Raw genomic sequence first — 19,064 nt, 5'->3', positions numbered from 1 at the left:
TTCCATGGTTTCGAATCGTCGCGACCATGTCGGTGCGCAACGCGATGCTTCAATCGTCACCTGCCTGATAAAGCGCCTGCACCTGCGCCAACTCGTCGATGAACTGATCCTTGAGCGCTTGCGGCCCGAGGATCTTCACGTGTGCGCCGAACCCCAGCAGTTTCCGCGCGCCGTGCTCGATCGATTCGATCGGCATCAGGAACGCCTTCCATCCCGGCGGCACCTCCGTGTTGCCTTCTTCCGGCGCGACCGGCTCGGCCTTGATCCGCGCGTTGGCCAGCCAGGTTTCGCCGCGCGGCGACACGGCGATATGGGCGGTCAGCCGATTGAGGTCGGCTTCGTACCGGCTCATCGCGTCGCGCCAGTGCGTCGCGAGGTCGAATCGCGCGGGCCGCTTGAAGCGGCGGCGCGATGCATCGAGTTCGAGGATATTCGCGAGCCGGAACGTGAGTGCGCCGGGCTTGCCGGCCACCTTGGCAACCAGGTACCACGCGCCGCCCTTGAGTACCAGGCCGAGCGGGTCGAGTGCGCGGCGGGACACGCCGCGCCAGCTCTGGTATTTCACGTCGATACGATATGAACCCCACACGGCATCGGCCACTTCACGCAGGAAGGCCGGCGTTTCCTGCGCGCGGTACCAGTCGACGGTGTCGACGTGCAGCCGGCTGGCAACGCGATCGGCATGCTCGCGGGAGCCGGGCGGCAGGCTCGCGATCATCTTCAGACGCGCGGAAGTCGCCATGCCGTCGAGGCCCAGTTCTCGCGCCGGCCCGGGCAAGCCCGCCAGAATCAGCGCGTGCGCTTCGTGCTCGGTGAGCCCGGTGAGATCGGTACGCCAGCCGTCGCTCAACTGAAAGCCGCCGTTGCGGCCGCGATCGCCCCAGATCGGCACGCCGGCCGTGGAGAGCTGGTCGATGTCGCGCAGGATCGTGCGCTCGGACACTTCCAATGCTTCGGCGAGCGCCGGTGCGGTCATCCGGCCGCGCGCTTGCAGCATCATCATGATCGACAACAGGCGGCTCGCTTTCATGAGCGACACGTTACCTCAAATACCTGACATGAGGTGTCATGTTTTCGGGCTTATGCTTTTGCGCATTCCCGATCCGTTTCATCGACGCGGGTGACGCAGCATGACATCACGAGGGATCAAACGATGAAGATCATTTCCGGGCCACTGAGCATGTTTGGGGCGAAGGTCGAAATCGCGGCGCACGAGAAGGGCATCGAGTTCGAACTGGTGATGGTGCCGTTCAGCCAGCGTCGCGGCTACGATCCCAAGCATCCGGACGTGCTGCGGATCAACCCGAAGCGGCAAGTGCCGGTGCTGATCGACGGCGATCTGGAACTCTTCGATTCCACGCAGATATTCGAGTATCTCGAGGATCTGCAGCCCGATCCCGCGCTATGGCCGGCGCATCCGGCGGCGCGCGCGATCGCACGTCAGCTCGAGCACTGCAGCGACGAAATCTATTTTCCGCATGTCGTCAGGCTGATGGGGCTGGAGGAGACACCGGACGATCCGGCGGCACAGGCTGCGCGCGCCGCGGCGGCCGAATACTATCGGCGCATGGAGCACGTGCTGGCGGATCGCGCGTTTCTGGCCGGAACGTATTCCTATGCCGACATCGCGTTCTACATGGCGCAGCTGTTCGGCGCGCGCAAGGGCGCACCGATGACGGACGAAACGCCCCGCCTGCTCGCGTGGCGTGAACGGTTGACGGCACGCCCCGCCGTGCGCAAGGTCGCCGGTGCGATGGCCGGCTATCTTGCGTCGATCGGTGAAGCCGTTCCCGACTTTCTTCGCGGGCTCGACTAGCCGCGTTCGAGCGCGGGCAGGAGGCGGCCTTCAGATGCAAGGGCAACTGAAGGCCGCACGGGCACCGTCGGTGTTCAGCCGCGGATGAACGCGAGCAGATCGGCGTTGATCGTCTCGGCGTTGGACGTGGGCATGCCATGCGGGAAGCCGGCATACGTCTTCAGCGTGCTGTTCCTCGCCAGCTTCGCCGACAGGAGCCCGGAATCCGCATACGGGACGATCTGGTCGTCGTCGCCATGCATCACGAGCACGGGGATCGTGGTGCTTTTCAGGTCTTCGGTGAAGTCGGTCTGCGAGAACGCGACGATGCCGTCGTAGTGGGCTTTCGCGCTGCCCATCATGCCCTGCCGCCACCAGTTCCAGATGACGCCTTGCGATGGCTTCGCGCCGTCGCGGTTGTAGCCGTAGAACGGGCCGGCCGGCACGTCGTAGTAGAACTGCGCGCGGTTTGCCGCGAGTTGCGCCTGGAGGTTGTCGAACACGTCTTTCGGCAGGCCGCCCGGATTGCTGTCCGTCTTGACCATCAGCGGAGGAACGGCGCTGATCAGCACGGCCTTGGCCACGCGGTCCTCGCCGTGACGGGCGACGTAGTGGATCACCTCGCCGCCGCCGGTCGAATGGCCGACATGAACGGCGCCTTGCACGCCGAGGTGATTCACGACCGCGGCGACGTCGTCCGCGTAGTGATCCATGTCATGACCGTCCCAGACCTGGCTGGAGCGCCCGTGGCCGCGACGGTCGTGTGCGATCACGCGATAGCCCTGTGCCAGGAAGAAGAGCATTTGCGCATCCCAGTCGTCGGCGCTGAGCGGCCAGCCATGATGAAAGAAGATGACCTGCGCGTCGCGCGGCCCCCAGTCCTTGTAGAAGATGTCGACGCCATCCTGCGTTGTGACGTATCCCATGTCTGCTCCTGTTCGGTGGGCGATATCGATCCGTGACGGTCCTGCCGGTCGCGAGCGTCGCCGGGCCGGCGCTGCGCATGCGGTGGCATCCGCGGCCCGCCTGCCTTGGCGATGCGCTTACTCTAGGTTTAAAGTTAGGTTTAATGTCAACACGCTGGAGAGGCAGGTATGCGAATCGGGGAGCTCGCGAAGCTCAGTGGCCTGACGGCCTCGCGGATCCGTTTCTACGAGGCTGAAGGGTTGCTCACGGCCGTCGAGCGCGGTGCGAATGGTTATCGGGACTACGGCGAAGACGCCGTGTGGATGCTCGAGATCATCGCCGGCGCGCAGAGCGCCGGGTTCTCGCTGGACCAGATCCGCCATCTGCTGCCGTTGAAAGCGGGCAACTGGCAGCATGACGGGCTGGTGGAGGCGCTCGAACGGAAAGTCGCCGAGATCGACGCGATGCAGAAGCGCCTCGAGGAGAACAAGGCGCAACTGCGCGTCGCGATCGACAGCATCAAGAACCGGCCGACCGAACTGACCTGCTCGGAGCGTACGCGCTGGGTGATGGACCGGTTGCGCAATCCGGGCGAGGTGTCGACACCCGGCAAGGGTCGTCGCACGACCGCCAAATGATCCGGCACAGGCATGCTGAGCGCCTGCCGGTCGCCCGGATGCAATCCGACGTGCCCCTCTACTCGGAGCCTTGACCTTAAAGTTGACTTAAATCTTAGAGTGCTTGCTGACGGCGGTGAGTCAGCGGGCATCGGGTGTTGCCTGCCACGGTCGATCATCGACGAGAGGCAACGAACATGGACAGGCGTTTTACACAGGTCGAATTCGGTCCGCACAAGGTCGACGTGCCCGAAGGCGGGTACTACGACCGGTTCCGGATGAACCCTGACCTCGACGAGGTGGCGCGCGATCCCGCGGCGGGGAACATCGATTTTTTCCGTCGGATTCCGAAGCGTCAGGTCGCGTCGCGGGTCGGCCCGACCTGGGCGCCGAATTTCTACTACCGTTCCAGCAGCATTCAACTGCTGTTCCTGGCACCGCTCGAACGCCTGCGGACCACGCTGCCGGTGCCGCTCGAGCCGCTGCGCGCGCTCCCCGGGTACGGGCTGGTCGCGCTGACCTTCTTCTCGTATTCGGTGTGCGACAACGATCCGTACGACGAAGTGTCGGTCGCGGTGGTGATCCGCCGTCCCGGCGCGACCGGGTCGCACGCGCTCGAGCTGCTCGATTCGATGCGGCGCCGGAGCTTCTTCGCGCACGTGCTCGCGCTGCCGGTCACCACGGAAATCGCGCGGGTGCGCGGCGTGCACGGCTATCAACTGCCCAAGTGGCTCGCCGATATCGACGTGAACCTCGGCGCCACCGCCAGCGCCCGCATTGCCGGCCCGGGCGGCCGGCCGGACCTGAGCCTGAGCGTGCCGATGCCCGCGCTGACGAACGTCGCGTCGCAGTCGCACATGGGCACGTCGACGATGATCAACCGCATCGACGGCGAATGGCACCAGACGTTGGTGCAGACGAATGCGCTATCGTTCGCCCAGCGCCTGCTGCCGCGCAACGTCGAGCTCGTGCGGCACGGCGGCCCGCTGAGCCAGTTGCTCGACGGACTGGGCGCGTCGACCATCCTGCGTCTCGACGTGGTGAAGGACGCGCAACTGGTGCTGAACCTGCCGACCCCGTTGAAGGCCTTCGATGAACCCGGAAAACCACGCTGACGCCACGCCACTTCACGGCACGCCCGCGCCGAAGGAATCGCCCATGACCCGTCCGACCCACGATCTCGTCGTATTCGGCGCCACCAGTTTCGTCGGGCAGATCCTCGCCCGCTACCTGGCCGAGTACCTGTCAGGCAGAGGCGAAACGCTGCGCTGGGCCATTGCCGGCCGCTCCGAAGCGAAGCTCAGGCAGGTCAGGGATACGCTGGGCGCGGCAGGGCAGTCGGTGCCGATCATCGTCGCCGACGCGGCCGACGAAGCGCAGCTTCGCGTGCTCTGCGCGCAGACGCGGGTGGTCGTGTCCACCGTCGGCCCCTACGCGCTTTACGGGGAGCCGCTGGTCAGGGTCTGCGCGGAAACCGGCACCGACTACTGCGACCTCACCGGCGAGACGCAATGGATTAAACGGATGATCGACAGGTACGAGCCGGCGGCCCGACAATCCGGCGCGCGCATCGTCCATTGCTGCGGCTTCGATTCGGTGCCGTCGGACATGGGCGTGTTCTTCCTGCAGCAACAGGCGCGACAGCAGTGGGGCGTGCCGGCCGAGCAGGTGAAGATGCGGGTGAAAACGCTGAAGGGCGGCGCGTCGGGCGGCACGGTGGCGAGCGTGATCAACGTCGTCCGGGAAGCGGCGGCCGATCCGGCGTTGCGCCGGGAACTGCTCGATCCGTATTCGCTGTGCCCGAACGGGCATGGCTTCACGATGCGCCAGCAGGCGGTGCGATCCGCCGCATTCGATCGCGACTTCGACGCATGGATCGCGCCCTTCGTGATGGCGGCGATCAACGAGCGCGTCGTGCATCGCTCCAATGCGCTTGCCGGCAACGCGTACGGCAGCCGCTTCACGTATGACGAAGCGGTGATGACGGGCACGGGCCTGAAGGGCCGCCTGACCGCGGTGACGATGGTGGCCGGTCTCGGTGCGTTCATGGTGGGTGTCGTCATCAAGCCGGTGCGCAGCCTGATGGAGCGCTTCCTGCTGCCGAAACCCGGCGAGGGGCCGAGTGCCGCGGCGCAGCTGGCCGGCCGCTACGATCTGCGCTTCTTCGGCCGCACCGACGACGGGAAGACCCTGCGCGTGAAAGTCACCGGCGACCGCGATCCCGGCTACGGCTCAACGGGAAAAATGCTCGGCCAGGCCGCGATCAGTCTCGCGCAGGATTGCGTCGGCGACGGCGTCAAGACTGGCCGCGGCGGCGGCTTCTGGACGCCCGCGACGATGTTCGACGCGCGCTACGTCGAGCGCCTGGAGCGCCATGCGGGGCTGCGTTTCGAAGTGATTTGAGCGCGCATCGTCCGCGCGCCATTCGACAGGAAGCCGATAAAGATCGGATTGCGAATCAACATCGGGAGGCAGCTGACAGTCACGACGACACAGATGGCACAGATGGCCGGACACGATCCGGCCGAGGAGTATCGGAACATGAAGATCGGGGAACTGGCGGAACGCACCGGCCTGACCCCTTCGCGCATCCGCTTTTACGAACGCATCGGTCTGTTGACGCTCGTCGAGCGCGAAGCGAACGGCTATCGCACGTATCCGCAGGAAGCGGTGACGGTGCTCGACCTGATCACGGCCGCGCAGAAGGCGGATTTCAGTCTCGACGAGATTCGCACGCTGATGCCGGCCGACCTCGCGCGGTGGCCCTGCGCTTCGTTGCTGGACGCGCTGTGCGCCAAGGTGCGGGACATCGAGGCGCTGGAGGCGCGGCTCGCGCAAAGCAAGGCGCAGATCGTGGCACTGATCGCCGACATCGCCGCGAAACCGGAGTCGGTCGATTGTGCAACCCATGCGAAGCGGTTACTTTCGCGCATCCCCTCGGGGCATGCGGTGGAGGGTGGCGGGGCTGCGAATGCCGCCGCGGATCTCGATGAAGCGGTTGTGCGCCGCCGGTCGCCCCGCACCTAGCGGCACCGCGCCGGCGCATCCCGTCACAGCAACGCGACGACCTGTTCCGCGGTCGCTTTCGCCGATTGCGGATTCTGGCCGGTCACGAGCCGGCCGTCGACGACGACGTTCGACGTGAACGGTAGCAGCGCCTTCTCGTAGCGCGCGCCACGCAGCTGCATCTGCTCCTCGACGTTGTAGGGCACTTTCTTCGCGACGCCGGCCAGGATTTCCTCGACCCACGAATAGCCGGTGATCCGGCGGCCGGCCACCAGCAGCGAGCCGTCCGACAGCTTGGTATTCAGCAGTCCGCAGTAGCCGTGGCAGACCGACGACACGATACCGCCGCGCTCGTAGATCTCGCGCGTGAGCCGCTGCAGCCCCGCATCGTCCGGGTAGTCCCACATCACCGCATGGCCGCCGGTGAAGTAGATCGCATCGAAATCGGCCGGATCGATCTCGTCGGGGCGCGCGGTGGTGGCCAGCAGCGCTTCATTGGCCTTGTCGGCGCGCCACGCTTTCGTGGCGGCGTCGGCGTGCGGCCATTTGAGCGAGCGTGGCTCGAGCGGCGACACGCCGCCCTTGGGGCTCACGAGCCGCTGCTCATAGCCTTTCGCCGCGAAGATGTGATGGGCATGGGTCAGCTCGGACAGCCACAGGCCGGTCGGTTGCGACGGATCGGCGTAGTGCGCGACGTTGCTGACCACGTGAAGGATGCGCTTGCTCATGATGCGGTTCCCTTTCATCGGCCACGGGCGGACGTCGTCGACGCGCCGCCGGATTGTCGGATGGCAGTACCCATACCCATGGCCTCGATACGCTGCCGAGGCAAACCATAACCTTTAAGTGAAGTTGAAGGTCAAGGCCTTTTCGTCTTCGCTGACCGCGCGGGGCTGGCGGGTAGCACGAGACCGTCCAGCAAGGTGGTCAGCGCATCTTCGATCGCGTGATCGCCGACCTTCTCGCGCACCAGCCGCCCGTCGATCGCCAGCATCGTCAGGCCATGCAGATGCGCCCAGCAGGCGGTCGCCTGACCGAGCGCCGGGCGCGGGCGGATCGTGCCGGCGCGCTGGCCGCGTTCCAGGATGTCGACGACCAGCAGGAACGGCGCCTGCACGCGCGGATCGAGATGGATGTCCGTGGGCTCGCCGGCATCCGCGGCAAACATCAGTCGATAGAGATCGGGGTTGCGCTGCCCGAAAGCGAGGTGGGCGTAAGCGAGCGCGCGCAGCACGTCCGGTGCGTCCGCTGCGGGATCGACGGACGCGGCGAGGTCGTCGTTCAGCCGATCGAAGCCGATCAGCGCGAGCTCGTGCAGCAACGCGGCCTTGTCCGGGAAATGCCGGTACGGCGCCGAGTGGCTGACGTTCGCGCGCCGTGCGATCTCGCGCAGCGTGAACTGCCAGCCCTGTTGTTCCTGCAGCGTGTCGAGCGCCGTTTCGATGATCGCGCGCCGCAGATCCCCATGGTGATAAGTCTTTTGCCCGGCGTCCGCAGCCCCATCCGACGACATCGCGTTGCTCCTATGTTGACAGGGAACACATTGTGAGCCTATGATCCGCCGCATGCAAGTTGACAGTGTCTACATCGACGCAACCTCGTGAGGTGCACCATGGCCGTTTCCGCAGAATCCAGCTCGAGCGTCGACCCGGCGGCGTTGCTGGCCCGCCAGCGCAACGCGTTCGTGAGCGAGGGGCCGCCGAGCGTGCAGCAGCGCAAGGCGCGGCTCGCGCGGCTGCGTGCCGTGGTGCTTGCATATCGCAGCGAAGTGGAGGAGGCGGTCAGCGCCGATTTCGGGCACCGCTCGCGACACGAGACCGCGATCATGGAACTGGTCGGCGTGATCCAGGCGATCGACTACCTGACGCGCAACCTGCGCCGCTTCATGAAGCCGCAACGTCGGCACGTCGGGATCTTTTACCGGGCCGGGCAGGCGCACGTGGAGTACCAGCCGCTGGGTGTCATCGGCGTGATGGCGCCGTGGAATTACCCGTTCGCGCTCACGTTCATTCCGCTGGCCACCGCGCTGGCCGCGGGCAACCGCGCGATGCTCAAGCCGTCGGAACTGACACCGCGCACGAGCGAGGTGATGCGCCGGATGCTCGCGGAAACCTTCTCGAGCGAGGAAGTCGCGGTCGTGCTCGGCGGCCCGGAAGTCGGCGCCACCTTCAGCGGCTTGCCGTTCGATCATCTGCTGTTCACCGGCAGCACGCAGGTGGGCCGCAAGATCATGAAGGCGGCCAGCGACAACCTGGTGCCGGTGACGCTCGAACTCGGCGGCAAGAGCCCGGCGATCGTCGCGAGAGGGCACGTCAATGGCCGGACGATGTCGAGCATCGTGTTCGGCAAGCTGTCGAACGGCGGGCAGACCTGCGTCGCGCCCGACTACGCGCTGGTGCATGAAGACGACCTGGACGCGTTCGTCGCGCAATACGATGCGGCCGTCGCGCGCTTCTATCCGGGCGGGCCGACCAGCCCCGACTACACGTCGATCGTCAGCGACCGGCATTTCGATCGCCTGAAAAGCCTCGTCGACGAAGCGCGCAGCAAGGGCGCGCGCGTGATCGAGGCGGGCGTGAACCCGCAGCAGGCGGCTACCCGCAAGCGGACGCTCGCGCCCACGCTGATCGTCGGGGCCGGCGACGATACGACCGTCATGCAGGAAGAAATCTTCGGGCCGATCCTGCCGGTGCGCACGTATCGCACGATCGACGAAGTCGTCGACTACGTGAATGCGCGTCCGCGGCCGCTTGCGCTGTACTACTTCGGTGCGCAGGACAGCGACTGCGAGTCGTTGCTCAAGCGCACCACGTCGGGCAACGTCGGCATCAACAACACGCTCCTGCATGTCGCGCAGGAAGACTTGCCGTTCGGCGGCGTTGGCCCGAGCGGGATGGGCGCGTATCACGGCATCGAGGGATTCCGCGCGATGAGCCATGCGAAGGGCGTGTTCGTGCTGGGGCGCTGGAACCTGCCGAGCCTGCTGCGTGCGCCGTTCGGCAAGCTCGCGGATCTGTCGCTGGCGGCGCTGCTCGGGCGTAGCCGGGAACCGGCGGGCGTGCGGGCGGGATTGAGCGCGAAGCGCTGAGGCCGATGATCGACGACGCACCATGACCGGCGCGCGGCTGCTTCGCATGCAGCGCGCCGGTGTGGTCGACGGCGCGGCGCGTCAGCGCCCGCCGCGCGCGATGGCGAGCGCGACGCCGAAGCCCACGAGCAGGCAGCCGAAGGTGCGGTCGATCCAGTGCCGCAGCGCCAGCAGGCGATCGCGGACGGCCGTCGCGGAGAAGCACAGGGCCACCAGGCTGAACCAGCCGGCATGCGCGACGGCGATGAACGCGCCGTAGCCGATCTGCACGATCAACGGCGTGTCGGGCCGCACGGCCTGCATGAACAGGCTGACGATGAACACCGTGGTCTTGGGGTTCAGCGCATTCGTCAGGAAGCCGGTGCGCAGCGCGGCCAGGTCGGACAGCGGTGCGGCCGGTGCATCCGCCTGCCCGTTGCCGGCCTTCGTCATGAGCATCTTCGCGCCGAGGTAGATCAGGTAGATCGCGCCGACCAGCTTGACCGCATTGAAGAGCCACAGCGACTGGCGGATCAGCAGGCCGACGCCCAGCAGCGTGTAGCTCACGTGAACCGTCACGCCGAGCCCGATACCCAGCGCGGTGAGCACGCCCGAGCGGCGCGACAGCATCAGGCTGTTGCGCGTGACCATCGCGAAGTCCGGCCCCGGGCTGATCACGGCCAGTAGGGTGATGGTGACTACAACTATCAGTTCGGTCATCGTCTTGTCCTTGCGATTGATGGCTTGATGGCGCAATCTTATGGGCTACGTTCCAGCGGGAAAAGCGATGATTTCTGACCAAAATGGTGAGATTGACTCACCATCGGTTCGCACGAACCTGCCATCGCTGATGGCGTTGCGTTGCTTCGAGGCGGCGGCGCGTCACGAGAATTTCAGCCGTGCGGCCGACGAGCTGTGCCTGACCCATGGCGCGGTCAGCCGCGCGGTGCGACTGCTCGAGGACGACCTGGGCGTCGCGCTGTTCCAGCGGCGTAGCCGTCGCGTGTTCCTGACCGATGCGGGCCGCAAGCTGGCGCAGGCCGTCCACGACGGGCTGGGGCTGATGCGTCACGCCGCGCAGGCATTGCGTACCGAGGCTGCCCGGGCACGGCGCTGGGTGCTGTCGTGCGAACCGACGCTTCTGATGCGCTGGCTGATTCCGCGCTGGCCGGATTTTCAGGCGCGACATGCGGGCGTCGACATCCATCTGGCTGCCGCAGGCGGTCCGTTCTCATTCGACAGCGGCATCGACATGGCGATTCGGCGCAATGACTTTGCGTGGCCGGCGGGTTATCACGCGCAGCGGCTGTTCGCGGAGCAGGTGGGGCCGGTCTGCCGGCCGGATAAGGTCGATGCGTGGTTTTCCGCGCGTCGTGGCAGTCGTGCGTTGAAGGCGGATGTTCCGCGACTGCACACGCGGACACGGCCGGACGCGTGGAAGGAATGGGCGGTGGCGGCGAATCAGCCGGCCGCGGGCGGGCGCGGGCAGACGTTCGACCATTTCTATTTCAGTCTGCAGGCGGCGGTTGCGGGGCTCGGTGTCGCGATCGGCCCGTGGCACCTCGTTCGCGATGACATCGAAAGCGGGGTGCTGGTCGCGCCGATGGGGTTCGTCGAGGATGGTTCGCACTACTGCTTGTTGACGCCGGAGCCGGTGGTGGCGGGGAGTGCGCAGGCGGAGGTGCTGGGGTGGTTGACGGCGATGGTTTGATCGACGGAGGTCGGCGATGCGCACGATCGGCGGCCGCCGACCGGCTCGGGCGGGTCGGCGGTGAGACGACCGGTGACGCGGGCTCGACTATCCCTTCGTCGCGGCCTGGCCCTGATACGGTTCGCAGCCTTTCCGTTCGGCCTCGGACGGTCCGCCACGCTGGGCCGTGTCCATCCAGCCCAGGTTGAACTGGGTGCTGCTGTAACGGCATTGCAGCGTCGGCTGCCCGGATACGGTCCTGCTCTCCACTGTCCGGGTATCCAGCGTGAGCGGCGCCGAAGGAAACGTGACATCGGCCAGCCCGATCTGGTGCGCGGGATATTTGATCTTGTATTTGTCGATCCACGATTCCGCCGCTTTGCCGGATACGACGCGATAGCCAGTGGGTGCTGTTGCGGGCGACACGTAATAGAGCGCCATCGGTTGATTCAGGCGTGCATCGTCGCTCGCTTCAAAGCGAAACAGTTTGCTGGGAATGAACAGGTCGGTGGGGTTGTCGGTTCTGTCCGGTTTGAATTTGGGTTGGTCGATGAAGATCCATTGGTGAGTGTCGTCATAGATCACCAGTTTCACGTTCAGGTCTTGCGGGTAGGCGAGCGTGTTGAATTCCTCGATCTTGACGTAGCGGGTGGTGTTGGCGGCCGCGTCGTAGTTTCTGTGATCGGTCAGATTTTTCGGAATCGAAAACACGATTTCCGGATAGGTGTCAAACGAGCCCATCAGGCGATATTGCGTGCCGGGCACATACGCCGAGAGCGGGCGGCGCATGGGTACATTCATGCCCTGGATTCGCCAACTGACTGAGCGCGCATCCAGAAGGTTCTTCCATTCAGGTGGCGTCCCGCGCTTCAACGCAACCAGATTCTGCCGGCGGCACGCGTTCGGTGGATCGTCGCATCCCTGATACAGGTAAAGGCTGATGCCTTCGTTTTCGAGCGTCAGCCACGGCTGCGGGTCGTCGGAAAAGTGATAAACCTGGTTGTACGCATGTGTTTGCACATTCGGCACGATCATGGGCGGGCAACCCGCCAGCAACGCGCAAATCGGCGCCAGTGCAAGCCATCCGGATAGTCTTGAGCGACTTGATTCGACCGTTGTTGGTATTTTTCTCATGGGGCTCTGTCGTGATGGATTCGGTTTTCTTGCGCGCGACGCTTGTTTCTCTTGTAGTCCGCCGCTTCTCCGGCTTTGCATTGCCAAGCGCCGAATGGTCGCGAGCCATTCTACTTCACCCTGAATGGCCTCGATGCGCTTGCCGCTGAGCGACACGGACATCCAGCCGATTCCCGTCGCGGCCAGTGCATGACGTCGCATCGACGTCCGAACCGGCGGCGTGGCGATGGCACAATCTCCACACGTGTGCGCCGACGAGTGGCCACGACAGACGAGCGTCCCCGTGCCGCATCGGGTGATGCGTCACTTCAGGGAGCGGCCTAGGGACGACGAATTGCAGGCGTTAATGGCGGCCCGGCGAGAAGCCGGGGAGCCGGAAGGCCAGCCACCGGGGTGGAAGGACAATCTGGTTCTGTTGCACGGCACGTTAGCCAGCGTGACGAAACAGCGCGCGGCTGCCCCGTCTCGTTTTCCGCCGCCGCCGCCGCCGGGCGTCGTGGGTGCGACCGCGATTGCCGCGACGTTGATGGACATGGGAACCCACGCGCAGGTCATGGTCGATGCGACCGACGCATCGAGCTGGAAAAACGAAGCGGACTGGGTCGCGTTCGAGATGGACGGAAATCATTTCCACGGCGTGCTGTGGATGATGCCGATGCACGGTGGCGACAAGGTCAAGGTCGTGGCCGAAAAAATTGGCGAGAACCGCTATTTCGCCTATGCGGTCCAGCGCGATTCGGACGCCGTGGTCGCGATCTACCCGAATGCGGTCATGGGGACGAAGGCGCGTGGCCGATTCGAACGGAAAGGCACGCTGGGGTTCTTCGTATTCGTCGAGTCGATCATGGCCGTCTTCCTGGGGATCGATTTCATCCGTGGGGAAGGCCGTATCGGAGACTTTGCGATCATGCTGGGCGGCGTACTCTTCGCCGGTGCCCTGGTCATGATGCTCTTTCACCTCCTGGGGAAATGGAGGTTCCGCAACAGCATCGAGGATGAACTGGCCGAGCGCATCTTCCACGCATTCGGCTGGCCCGATCCGCCGAATTTCAATTTGCAAAAGGTCTCTCGATGGCCGAATCGGGCGCGGCCGACCGCGGATTTTCCGACCTCGCATCCGTACTGGTATTTCAACCTGTGCTACTTCAGGTACGAGCCCGCGCGGCCGGCCTGATATCGCATCGCTGGCTGCCGTGACGGCCGTCACGACTGCACGGAAGGCTCGTGCGGTGCGAAGGTCCTGCCCGTCACGGCGGCGATGAAGTCGATCGCCGCGCGAATCGACGGCGAATGCCTGAGATCGGCATGCACGACCAGCCAGATGTCGCGGGCGTACGGTTCCCCGTCGAACGGCAAGCGCTGCAACCCCGGATCGTCATCGCCCATGAATACGGGCAGGCCCGCCACGCCGATGCCCGTCCGGGCCGCGACCTGCTGCGTCGTGATATCGCTGACTTCGCACGCGATGCGGCGACCTCGAGCGATCGACTCGAGCCATTTCTGATGCGGCATTTCCGCGAATTGCGCGTCGTAGCAGATGAACGCCCAATCGTCAGGCGTCGACGCGTGCGCGTAGTCGCGACTCGCATAGAGCCCGAAAGCCATCTCGCCCAGCTTGCGCGTCACGTTTTGCGGCTCCTCGGGGCGGAACAGGCGCACGGCGATATCCGCTTCACGGCGGGCGAGCGAGACGCTTTGCGCCTGGCTGGCCATCGACAGCCGAATGCCCGGATGCATTTGCGCGAACGCATACAAATGATTCGCGTAGAAATTGTTGGCGAGCACGGGCGGCACGCTGATCGTCACGGTGCCGTGCATCGGCAGGTGTTCCGTGAGCGCGAGGCGCTCGATCGCAAACGCGTGCTCCTCCATTTTCCCGGCGAATTCGAGGATCTGCCGGCCGGCGGCGGTCGGCCGGCACGCGCGCGGCAACCTGTCGATCACGCGCATCTTCAATTCCGATTCGAGTGCGGCCAGGCGACGGCTGACTGTCGCGTGGTCGACGTTCAATCGCCGGGCGGCCGCGGAAAGACTCCCCGCTTGAGCGACGGCCACGAAGTAACGCAGGTTTTCCCAGTCGAACATCGGTGCATTTTCTCCAGGGTGCTGTGCTGTTTTGCGGAATATTCGCACAGAAGGCGATCCTCTACGCTTCAATCCTCCGAATGCGAAGGATTGCCGATGCAGACCTCATCCACCCCTCATCCGCGGCGGGTTCAAACGGCGGCGTGCCTCGGTTATGCGGTCGTCCTGATCGACGTCAGCGTCGTCAACGTTGCGCTCGATGCGTTGCGAACGGCGTTTGGCGCCGCGCTCACCGACCTGCAATGGGTCGTCAACGCGTATGCGCTCGTGTTCGCGGCGACCCTGCTGATGGCGGGTGCGCTCGGCGACCGGCTGGGGGCAAAGCGCATGTTCATTGCCGGTTACGCGATCTTCGCGCTGTCGTCGATCGGCTGCGGCACCGCGCATGCCATCGGCGCGTTGATCGCCTGGCGTCTCGTTCAGGGGATCGGCGCCGCGCTGCTGGTGCCGAACTCGTTGGCCGTGCTGCGTCTCGCCTTCGACGACGCGGCAGCGCGTAGCCGCGCGATCGGCTGGTGGGGCGCCGGCGGCGGCATCGCGCTGGCTGCGGGGCCGCTGGCCGGCGGGTTGCTCATCGCTACCGTCGGCTGGCGCAGCATTTTCCTGGTCAACGTGCCGGTCGGCATCGCCGGTATCTGGATGACGTGGCGGTTCGCGCCCGACACGCAAGCGCAGGGCGGCAGGCGCCTCGATCTCCCCGCGCAACTGACCGGTGCGCTTGCGCTGGCGGCGCTCACGTTCGCATCGACCGAGATCAGTGCGCTGGGGTGGCGCAGTCCGGTCATCGTGAGTGCGTTCGCGTTGTGCGTTGCGTTGGGCGTCGCGTTCGTCCGGCTGGAAGCGCGCAATCCGGACGCGATGCTGCCGGCCGCGTTGTGGCAGGACCGGATCGTCCGCAGCTCGATCGTGATCGGCGCGATCGCGAACCTGGTCTTCTACGGCATCGTCTTTACATTGAGCCTGCTGTTTCAGTCGGTCTGGCATATGACCCCCGTGCGCGCAGGTGTCGCGTTTCTGCCGATGATGGGGGTGCTGATGATCATGAGTATCGTCGCCGGGCGGCTGACCGGCAGGCTGGGCGCGCGCACGCTGGCGACGGCCGGGTTGTCGATTTCGGCGGTCGGTTATCTGGCGATGTGGCCGGCGATTGCTGCGCATTCCAGCGGGTTGCTTGCGATCCCGATGCTGCTTGCAGGCGGCGGCATCGCGTTGACGATACCGACCATCATGGACGCGGCGCTCGCGGCGGTGAGCGGCGCGCAGTCAGGTGTGGCGTCGGGGTTGTTGAATACGGCGCGACAGGTGGGCGGCGTGATGGGCGTCGCGTTGTTCGGCTGCTTCGTTCGTGAGGCAGGGGGCGTGGCGTTTGTCCTTGGAATGGAGCGGGCATTGATCGTTTCGGCTCTGTTGCTGGTGGTGGGCGCGGTGATGGCCTGGCGGAATCTGGGGCAGGCGGCGGCGCGCGGGATTCGGGCTCGCGGGGCGAGCCCTCAACGTCAGTGACCTACCCGATAAACGCCGCCACGCACACGCCTCCTCCCATCCCGGCATTCCGCACGTCAAACCGATCACGGGCATCAAGTCGTCGTCGGCTTCTTGAGATCGTCGAGGCACGGGATGCCTGCCTTCCGCTTGGGACGGAGAAATTTGGGCACCGAGCTGCCTTGCCCGACGCCCGCCTGGCTTTGAATGACCTTCGGCTTCAAGGTGGCCGTCTTCGCCTTGTGCGGCAACCGGCAACCGCCGGCCGGCAGGTCGGCGTACGGATCGTCTTCCACTGGCGCCGCCGCGGCCGGCATCACGGGCGCGGTCGACGCGACCAGCATCGGCGCGAACGGCAACGCGCGCATCCGCTCGCCGGTCAGGACGAACGCGCCGTTGGCGACCGCCGGTGCGATCGGCGGCACGCCGGCCTCGCTCAACCCGGTCGGATGCGCGTCCGACGGGACGAAGAACACATCCACCGGCGCCGCTTCCTGCATCCGCACCGGCGAGTAGTCGGCGAAGCCGGCGTTGCGGGCCGCACCATGCTCGACGTCGATCGCGAAACCCGGCTTGGTCGTCGCGAGGCCGAACAGCGCACCGCCCTGGATCTGCGCTTCCGCGCCGGTCGGGTTCACGATGCGGCCGGCATGCACGCCGGCCGTCACGCGGTGCACGCGCGGTTGCTGGGCTTCGATCGACACCTCGGTGACATACGCGACGACCGTGCCGGCGGTTTCGTGCATCGCGACGCCCCACGCGTGCCCGGCGGGCAGCGTGCGCGCGCCGTAGCCCGACTTGTCGACGGCCAGTGCGAGCGCCTGGCGATGGCGCGTGTGCTCGGGGCCGGACAGCCGCGCCATCCGGTACGCGACCGGATCCTGGCGGGCCGCGTGCGCGAGTTCGTCGACGAGCGTCTCCATCACGAACGCCGTATGCGTATTGCCGCCCGAGCGCCATGACTGGACCGGCACGTCGACGTCCGGCTGATGGACCGAGACCTGCATCGGGAAACCGTATGGGCTGTTCGCCACGCCTTCGGTGAGGTCGGGATCGGTGCCGCTTTTGCGAATCGTCGTGCGCTCGAGCGGCGAACCCTTCAGCACCGACTGGCCGACGACGACGTGCTGCCAGTCCCGCACCGCGCCGCTGCCGTCGACGCCGATGTCGACCCGATGCAGCACCATCGGGCGGTAATAGCCGCCGCGCAGGTCGTCTTCGCGCGTCCAGATGGTCTTGACCGGGCCCAGGTGGCCGGCTGCCAGGTACGCGGCGGACACATGGGCGGCCTCGACCACGTAGTCCGACGTGGGCGTCGAGCGCCGGCCGTAGTCACCGCCCGACATCATCGTGAAGATCTGGACTTTCTCGGGCGCGACACCGAGTGCCTTCGCGACCGCGGCGCGATCGGTCGTCTGCATCGACGAACCGCCCCAGATCTTGATCCCGCACGCGCAACTCGGCGGGCCGACGTCGACCGTGCAACTGAGCGGTTCCATCGGCGCATGAGCCAGGTACGGAAATTCGTAGTCCTGCCGGATGCGCGTGGCCGCCGGCGGCGCGTTGCCGGCATCGGCCGTGCGCACCACGGTGCCGGGCGTGCCGGCGAGCTGCTTGTATGCCTGCATCTGTTCGGCGGACGTGACGGTCGAACCGGTGTCCTTCCACGTGACCTGCAGCGCATCGCGACCGAGCCTGGCAGGCCAGTAGCCGTTCGCGATCACGGCCACGCCGGTGCCGCCGCGATCGGTCGGGATTTCGACGACCTCGACCACCCCCTTGACGGCCCGGGCCGCCGCCGCGTTGTAGCTTGCAACCTGTCCGCCGAAGCGCGGCGGGCGCGCGACCACGGCCACCATCATGTCCGGCAGGCGCCAGTCCATTCCGTACTTGAGCGTTCCGTCGAGCACGGCGCGCGAATCGACGCGCGGGGTCGGCTTGCCGATGATGCGAAACTGGTCGGGCGACTTCAGCGGCACGTGCGGCGGCACCGGCATCGCCATCGCGTCCGCCGCGAGTTCGCCGTAGGTCGCGGTGTGGCTGCCGGACGTCACGACGCCCTGCGCGGTGCGGCACGTGGCCGGATCGACGTTCCAGCGCCGGGCGGCCGCGGCGACGAGCATCGCGCGCGCGGACGCGCCGAGTTCGCGGTATTGCGTAAACGAATGGTTGATCGACGTCGAGCCGCCCGTCATCTGGATCCCGGTCACCGGATCCTTGTACGGTTCGCCCGCCGGCGCGAGCACGGTGCGCACGTTGCGCCAGTCGGCATCGAGCTCGTCGGCCAGCGCCATCGGCAGCGCGGTGCTGACGCCCTGGCCGGACTCGGTCCGGTTGACGGCCACCGTCACCGTGTTGTCCGGCGCGATGATCAGGAATGCTTGAGGCGGCGAGGTCCGAAGGGTCATGCCGGCTTGGGCGCCGGCGCGCGTCGGCGTGATGCCGAGCGCGAGACAGCCGCTCGCCGCCATCGTGAGTTTCAGGAAGTCGCGCCGGCCGAGCATCGGAGCACCGGCTCCGGTGACGGTCGAAGCGTCGGAGGCAGCGGCGGGGGCGGGGGTGTTCGCCGGGCGCCCGGCAGTGCGGATACGCATGGTCACAGTCTCCCGGCGGTCTCAGGCAAGCGCACCGGCCGCGTCGTGAATCGCGGCGCGGATGCGCTGGTAGGTGGCGCAACGGCACAGGTTGCCGGCCATCGCGCGATCGATGTCGGCATCGGTCGGCGCCTTGTTGCCGCGCAGCAGCCCTGCCGCACTCATCATCTGGCCGCTCTGGCAATAGCCGCATTGCGCGACGTCGTGGCGGACCCACGCGTCGAGGACGGCCTTGCCGATCGCATCGTCGGCGAGGTGTTCGGACGTCGTGATGCGCGCACTTCCTACCGACGACAGCGCGAGCGTGCAGCTACGCACGGCCCGACCGTCGACGTGCACGGTGCACGCGCCGCAGTCGCCGGTGCCGCAGCCGAACTTGGTGCCGGTCAGGCCGAGGTTGTCGCGCAGCACCCAGAGCATCGGCGTCGACGGATCGGCATCGACGTCCGCCGCCCGGTTGTTGATGTTCAACGTCACCATCGTGAAGTCCTCCCTTGGACACCGCGTTATCGTTCGCGAGACAAAACCGCAATGCGACGGATGTGAACCAATTAAAGCAGATTCGAGAAAAAATCAGCATCTCGAAAATCGGCTTTTTTGCCTTTCTTAATAATTCAGGCTAATTAGTTAAAATATAAAATTTACAAACAGTATACGAATGTGCGAATGTCGCAGAAAGAATGTTGAG

At 66.0% G+C, this 19,064-nt stretch carries 18 protein-coding genes; 9 read left to right on the top strand and 9 right to left on the bottom strand.

The window, feature by feature from the left end:
- Positions 1-49: 49 nt before the first annotated feature.
- The gene (locus tag CFB47_RS36520; protein WP_089464156.1) at positions 50-1,030 is read right to left on the bottom strand and encodes a YafY family protein; all 981 of its coding nucleotides are present in this window, start codon (positions 1,028-1,030) and stop codon (positions 50-52) included.
- 123 nt (positions 1,031-1,153) lie between these two features.
- Between CFB47_RS36520 and CFB47_RS36515 the strand changes: the two genes are divergently transcribed.
- A complete protein-coding gene (locus CFB47_RS36515) occupies positions 1,154-1,816 on the top strand; it encodes a glutathione S-transferase family protein (RefSeq protein WP_089464155.1) in 663 nt (220 codons plus the stop codon).
- A 74-nt stretch (positions 1,817-1,890) separates the two neighbouring features.
- Here the strand turns inward: CFB47_RS36515 and CFB47_RS36510 are convergent, their stop codons facing one another.
- Complete coding sequence (locus CFB47_RS36510; protein ID WP_089464154.1) at positions 1,891-2,721, bottom strand: alpha/beta fold hydrolase; 831 nt, start codon at positions 2,719-2,721, stop codon at positions 1,891-1,893.
- Between the two features lie 168 nt (positions 2,722-2,889).
- On the opposite strand from CFB47_RS36510, the gene CFB47_RS36505 reads away from it, so the two are divergent.
- From CFB47_RS36505 to CFB47_RS36490, 4 genes are all read left to right on the top strand, one after another.
- On the top strand, positions 2,890-3,339 hold the full coding sequence (locus tag CFB47_RS36505) for a MerR family transcriptional regulator (RefSeq protein WP_089459564.1): 450 nt from the start codon (positions 2,890-2,892) through the stop codon (positions 3,337-3,339).
- A 176-nt stretch (positions 3,340-3,515) separates the two neighbouring features.
- Positions 3,516-4,433: an acetoacetate decarboxylase gene (locus CFB47_RS36500; protein ID WP_089444461.1), complete on the top strand. Its 918-nt coding sequence runs from the start codon at positions 3,516-3,518 to the stop codon at positions 4,431-4,433.
- A gap of 43 nt (positions 4,434-4,476) precedes the next feature.
- Complete coding sequence (locus tag CFB47_RS36495) at positions 4,477-5,721, top strand: trans-acting enoyl reductase family protein (RefSeq protein ID WP_089464153.1); 1,245 nt, start codon at positions 4,477-4,479, stop codon at positions 5,719-5,721.
- Between the two features lie 138 nt (positions 5,722-5,859).
- A complete protein-coding gene (locus CFB47_RS36490) occupies positions 5,860-6,345 on the top strand; it encodes a MerR family transcriptional regulator (protein ID WP_179259050.1) in 486 nt (161 codons plus the stop codon).
- Positions 6,346-6,368: 23 nt separating this feature from the next.
- On the opposite strand, the gene CFB47_RS36485 is transcribed toward CFB47_RS36490, so the two are convergent.
- Together CFB47_RS36485 and CFB47_RS36480 are read right to left on the bottom strand one after the other, a co-directional pair.
- Positions 6,369-7,052: a type 1 glutamine amidotransferase domain-containing protein gene (locus CFB47_RS36485; protein ID WP_089444565.1), complete on the bottom strand. Its 684-nt coding sequence runs from the start codon at positions 7,050-7,052 to the stop codon at positions 6,369-6,371.
- A gap of 131 nt (positions 7,053-7,183) precedes the next feature.
- Complete coding sequence (locus tag CFB47_RS36480; RefSeq protein ID WP_089464152.1) at positions 7,184-7,837, bottom strand: TetR/AcrR family transcriptional regulator; 654 nt, start codon at positions 7,835-7,837, stop codon at positions 7,184-7,186.
- A gap of 99 nt (positions 7,838-7,936) precedes the next feature.
- Here CFB47_RS36480 and CFB47_RS36475 point away from each other — a divergent pair, with 99 nt between their 5' ends.
- Positions 7,937-9,412: a coniferyl aldehyde dehydrogenase gene (locus CFB47_RS36475; RefSeq protein WP_089464151.1), complete on the top strand. Its 1,476-nt coding sequence runs from the start codon at positions 7,937-7,939 to the stop codon at positions 9,410-9,412.
- 81 nt (positions 9,413-9,493) lie between these two features.
- Here CFB47_RS36475 and CFB47_RS36470 read toward each other — a convergent pair whose 3' ends face one another.
- Complete coding sequence (locus CFB47_RS36470; RefSeq protein WP_089464324.1) at positions 9,494-10,111, bottom strand: LysE family translocator; 618 nt, start codon at positions 10,109-10,111, stop codon at positions 9,494-9,496.
- Positions 10,112-10,178: 67 nt separating this feature from the next.
- Between CFB47_RS36470 and CFB47_RS36465 the strand changes: the two genes are divergently transcribed.
- The gene (locus tag CFB47_RS36465) at positions 10,179-11,102 is read left to right on the top strand and encodes a LysR family transcriptional regulator (RefSeq protein ID WP_089464150.1); all 924 of its coding nucleotides are present in this window, start codon (positions 10,179-10,181) and stop codon (positions 11,100-11,102) included.
- A gap of 87 nt (positions 11,103-11,189) precedes the next feature.
- Here CFB47_RS36465 and CFB47_RS36460 read toward each other — a convergent pair whose 3' ends face one another.
- Positions 11,190-12,377 carry a hypothetical protein gene (locus tag CFB47_RS36460; RefSeq protein WP_143330916.1) on the bottom strand — a complete coding sequence of 396 codons (1,188 nt, stop codon included), beginning with the start codon at positions 12,375-12,377 and terminating at the stop codon, positions 11,190-11,192.
- Positions 12,378-12,498: 121 nt separating this feature from the next.
- Between CFB47_RS36460 and CFB47_RS36455 the strand changes: the two genes are divergently transcribed.
- Complete coding sequence (locus tag CFB47_RS36455; protein ID WP_143330915.1) at positions 12,499-13,389, top strand: putative type VI secretion system effector; 891 nt, start codon at positions 12,499-12,501, stop codon at positions 13,387-13,389.
- A gap of 29 nt (positions 13,390-13,418) precedes the next feature.
- Here CFB47_RS36455 and CFB47_RS36450 read toward each other — a convergent pair whose 3' ends face one another.
- On the bottom strand, positions 13,419-14,300 hold the full coding sequence (locus tag CFB47_RS36450) for a LysR family transcriptional regulator (RefSeq protein ID WP_089464148.1): 882 nt from the start codon (positions 14,298-14,300) through the stop codon (positions 13,419-13,421).
- 96 nt (positions 14,301-14,396) lie between these two features.
- On the opposite strand from CFB47_RS36450, the gene CFB47_RS36445 reads away from it, so the two are divergent.
- Complete coding sequence (locus tag CFB47_RS36445) at positions 14,397-15,803, top strand: MFS transporter (protein WP_089464147.1); 1,407 nt, start codon at positions 14,397-14,399, stop codon at positions 15,801-15,803.
- Between the two features lie 74 nt (positions 15,804-15,877).
- Here the strand turns inward: CFB47_RS36445 and CFB47_RS36440 are convergent, their stop codons facing one another.
- Positions 15,878-18,376, bottom strand: coding sequence for a xanthine dehydrogenase family protein molybdopterin-binding subunit (locus CFB47_RS36440; protein ID WP_089464146.1), 2,499 nt, complete (start codon positions 18,374-18,376; stop codon positions 15,878-15,880).
- A gap of 21 nt (positions 18,377-18,397) precedes the next feature.
- Positions 18,398-18,856 carry a (2Fe-2S)-binding protein gene (locus CFB47_RS36435; protein ID WP_089459550.1) on the bottom strand — a complete coding sequence of 153 codons (459 nt, stop codon included), beginning with the start codon at positions 18,854-18,856 and terminating at the stop codon, positions 18,398-18,400.
- Positions 18,857-19,064 lie beyond the last annotated feature (208 nt).

It is taken from the genome of Burkholderia sp. AU27893 (assembly GCF_002223205.1).
In the GTDB taxonomy this organism is placed as follows: domain Bacteria; phylum Pseudomonadota; class Gammaproteobacteria; order Burkholderiales; family Burkholderiaceae; genus Burkholderia.
The sequence above is the reverse complement of the archived record's forward strand: the minus strand, read 5'-3'. Positions and strand labels throughout refer to the sequence as shown.

Bases quoted from the DNA above. Each gene is read 5' to 3' on its own strand.
- CFB47_RS36510 (WP_089464154.1), bottom strand. From the start codon at position 2,721: ATGGGATACGTCACAACGCAGGATGGCGTCGACATCTTCTACAAGGAC.
- CFB47_RS36465 (WP_089464150.1), top strand. From the start codon at position 10,179: ATGATTTCTGACCAAAATGGTGAGATTGACTCACCATCGGTTCGCACG.
- CFB47_RS36485 (WP_089444565.1), bottom strand. From the start codon at position 7,052: ATGAGCAAGCGCATCCTTCACGTGGTCAGCAACGTCGCGCACTACGCC.
- CFB47_RS36500 (WP_089444461.1), top strand. From the start codon at position 3,516: ATGGACAGGCGTTTTACACAGGTCGAATTCGGTCCGCACAAGGTCGAC.
- CFB47_RS36445 (WP_089464147.1), top strand. From the start codon at position 14,397: ATGCAGACCTCATCCACCCCTCATCCGCGGCGGGTTCAAACGGCGGCG.
- CFB47_RS36490 (WP_179259050.1), top strand. From the start codon at position 5,860: ATGAAGATCGGGGAACTGGCGGAACGCACCGGCCTGACCCCTTCGCGC.
- CFB47_RS36495 (WP_089464153.1), top strand. From the start codon at position 4,477: ATGACCCGTCCGACCCACGATCTCGTCGTATTCGGCGCCACCAGTTTC.
- CFB47_RS36505 (WP_089459564.1), top strand. From the start codon at position 2,890: ATGCGAATCGGGGAGCTCGCGAAGCTCAGTGGCCTGACGGCCTCGCGG.
- CFB47_RS36450 (WP_089464148.1), bottom strand. From the start codon at position 14,300: ATGTTCGACTGGGAAAACCTGCGTTACTTCGTGGCCGTCGCTCAAGCG.
- CFB47_RS36475 (WP_089464151.1), top strand. From the start codon at position 7,937: ATGGCCGTTTCCGCAGAATCCAGCTCGAGCGTCGACCCGGCGGCGTTG.
- CFB47_RS36520 (WP_089464156.1), bottom strand. From the start codon at position 1,030: ATGAAAGCGAGCCGCCTGTTGTCGATCATGATGATGCTGCAAGCGCGC.
- CFB47_RS36435 (WP_089459550.1), bottom strand. From the start codon at position 18,856: ATGGTGACGTTGAACATCAACAACCGGGCGGCGGACGTCGATGCCGAT.
- CFB47_RS36480 (WP_089464152.1), bottom strand. From the start codon at position 7,837: ATGTCGTCGGATGGGGCTGCGGACGCCGGGCAAAAGACTTATCACCAT.
- CFB47_RS36460 (WP_143330916.1), bottom strand. From the start codon at position 12,377: ATGTCCGTGTCGCTCAGCGGCAAGCGCATCGAGGCCATTCAGGGTGAA.
- CFB47_RS36515 (WP_089464155.1), top strand. From the start codon at position 1,154: ATGAAGATCATTTCCGGGCCACTGAGCATGTTTGGGGCGAAGGTCGAA.
- CFB47_RS36470 (WP_089464324.1), bottom strand. From the start codon at position 10,111: ATGACCGAACTGATAGTTGTAGTCACCATCACCCTACTGGCCGTGATC.
- CFB47_RS36440 (WP_089464146.1), bottom strand. From the start codon at position 18,376: ATGCGTATCCGCACTGCCGGGCGCCCGGCGAACACCCCCGCCCCCGCC.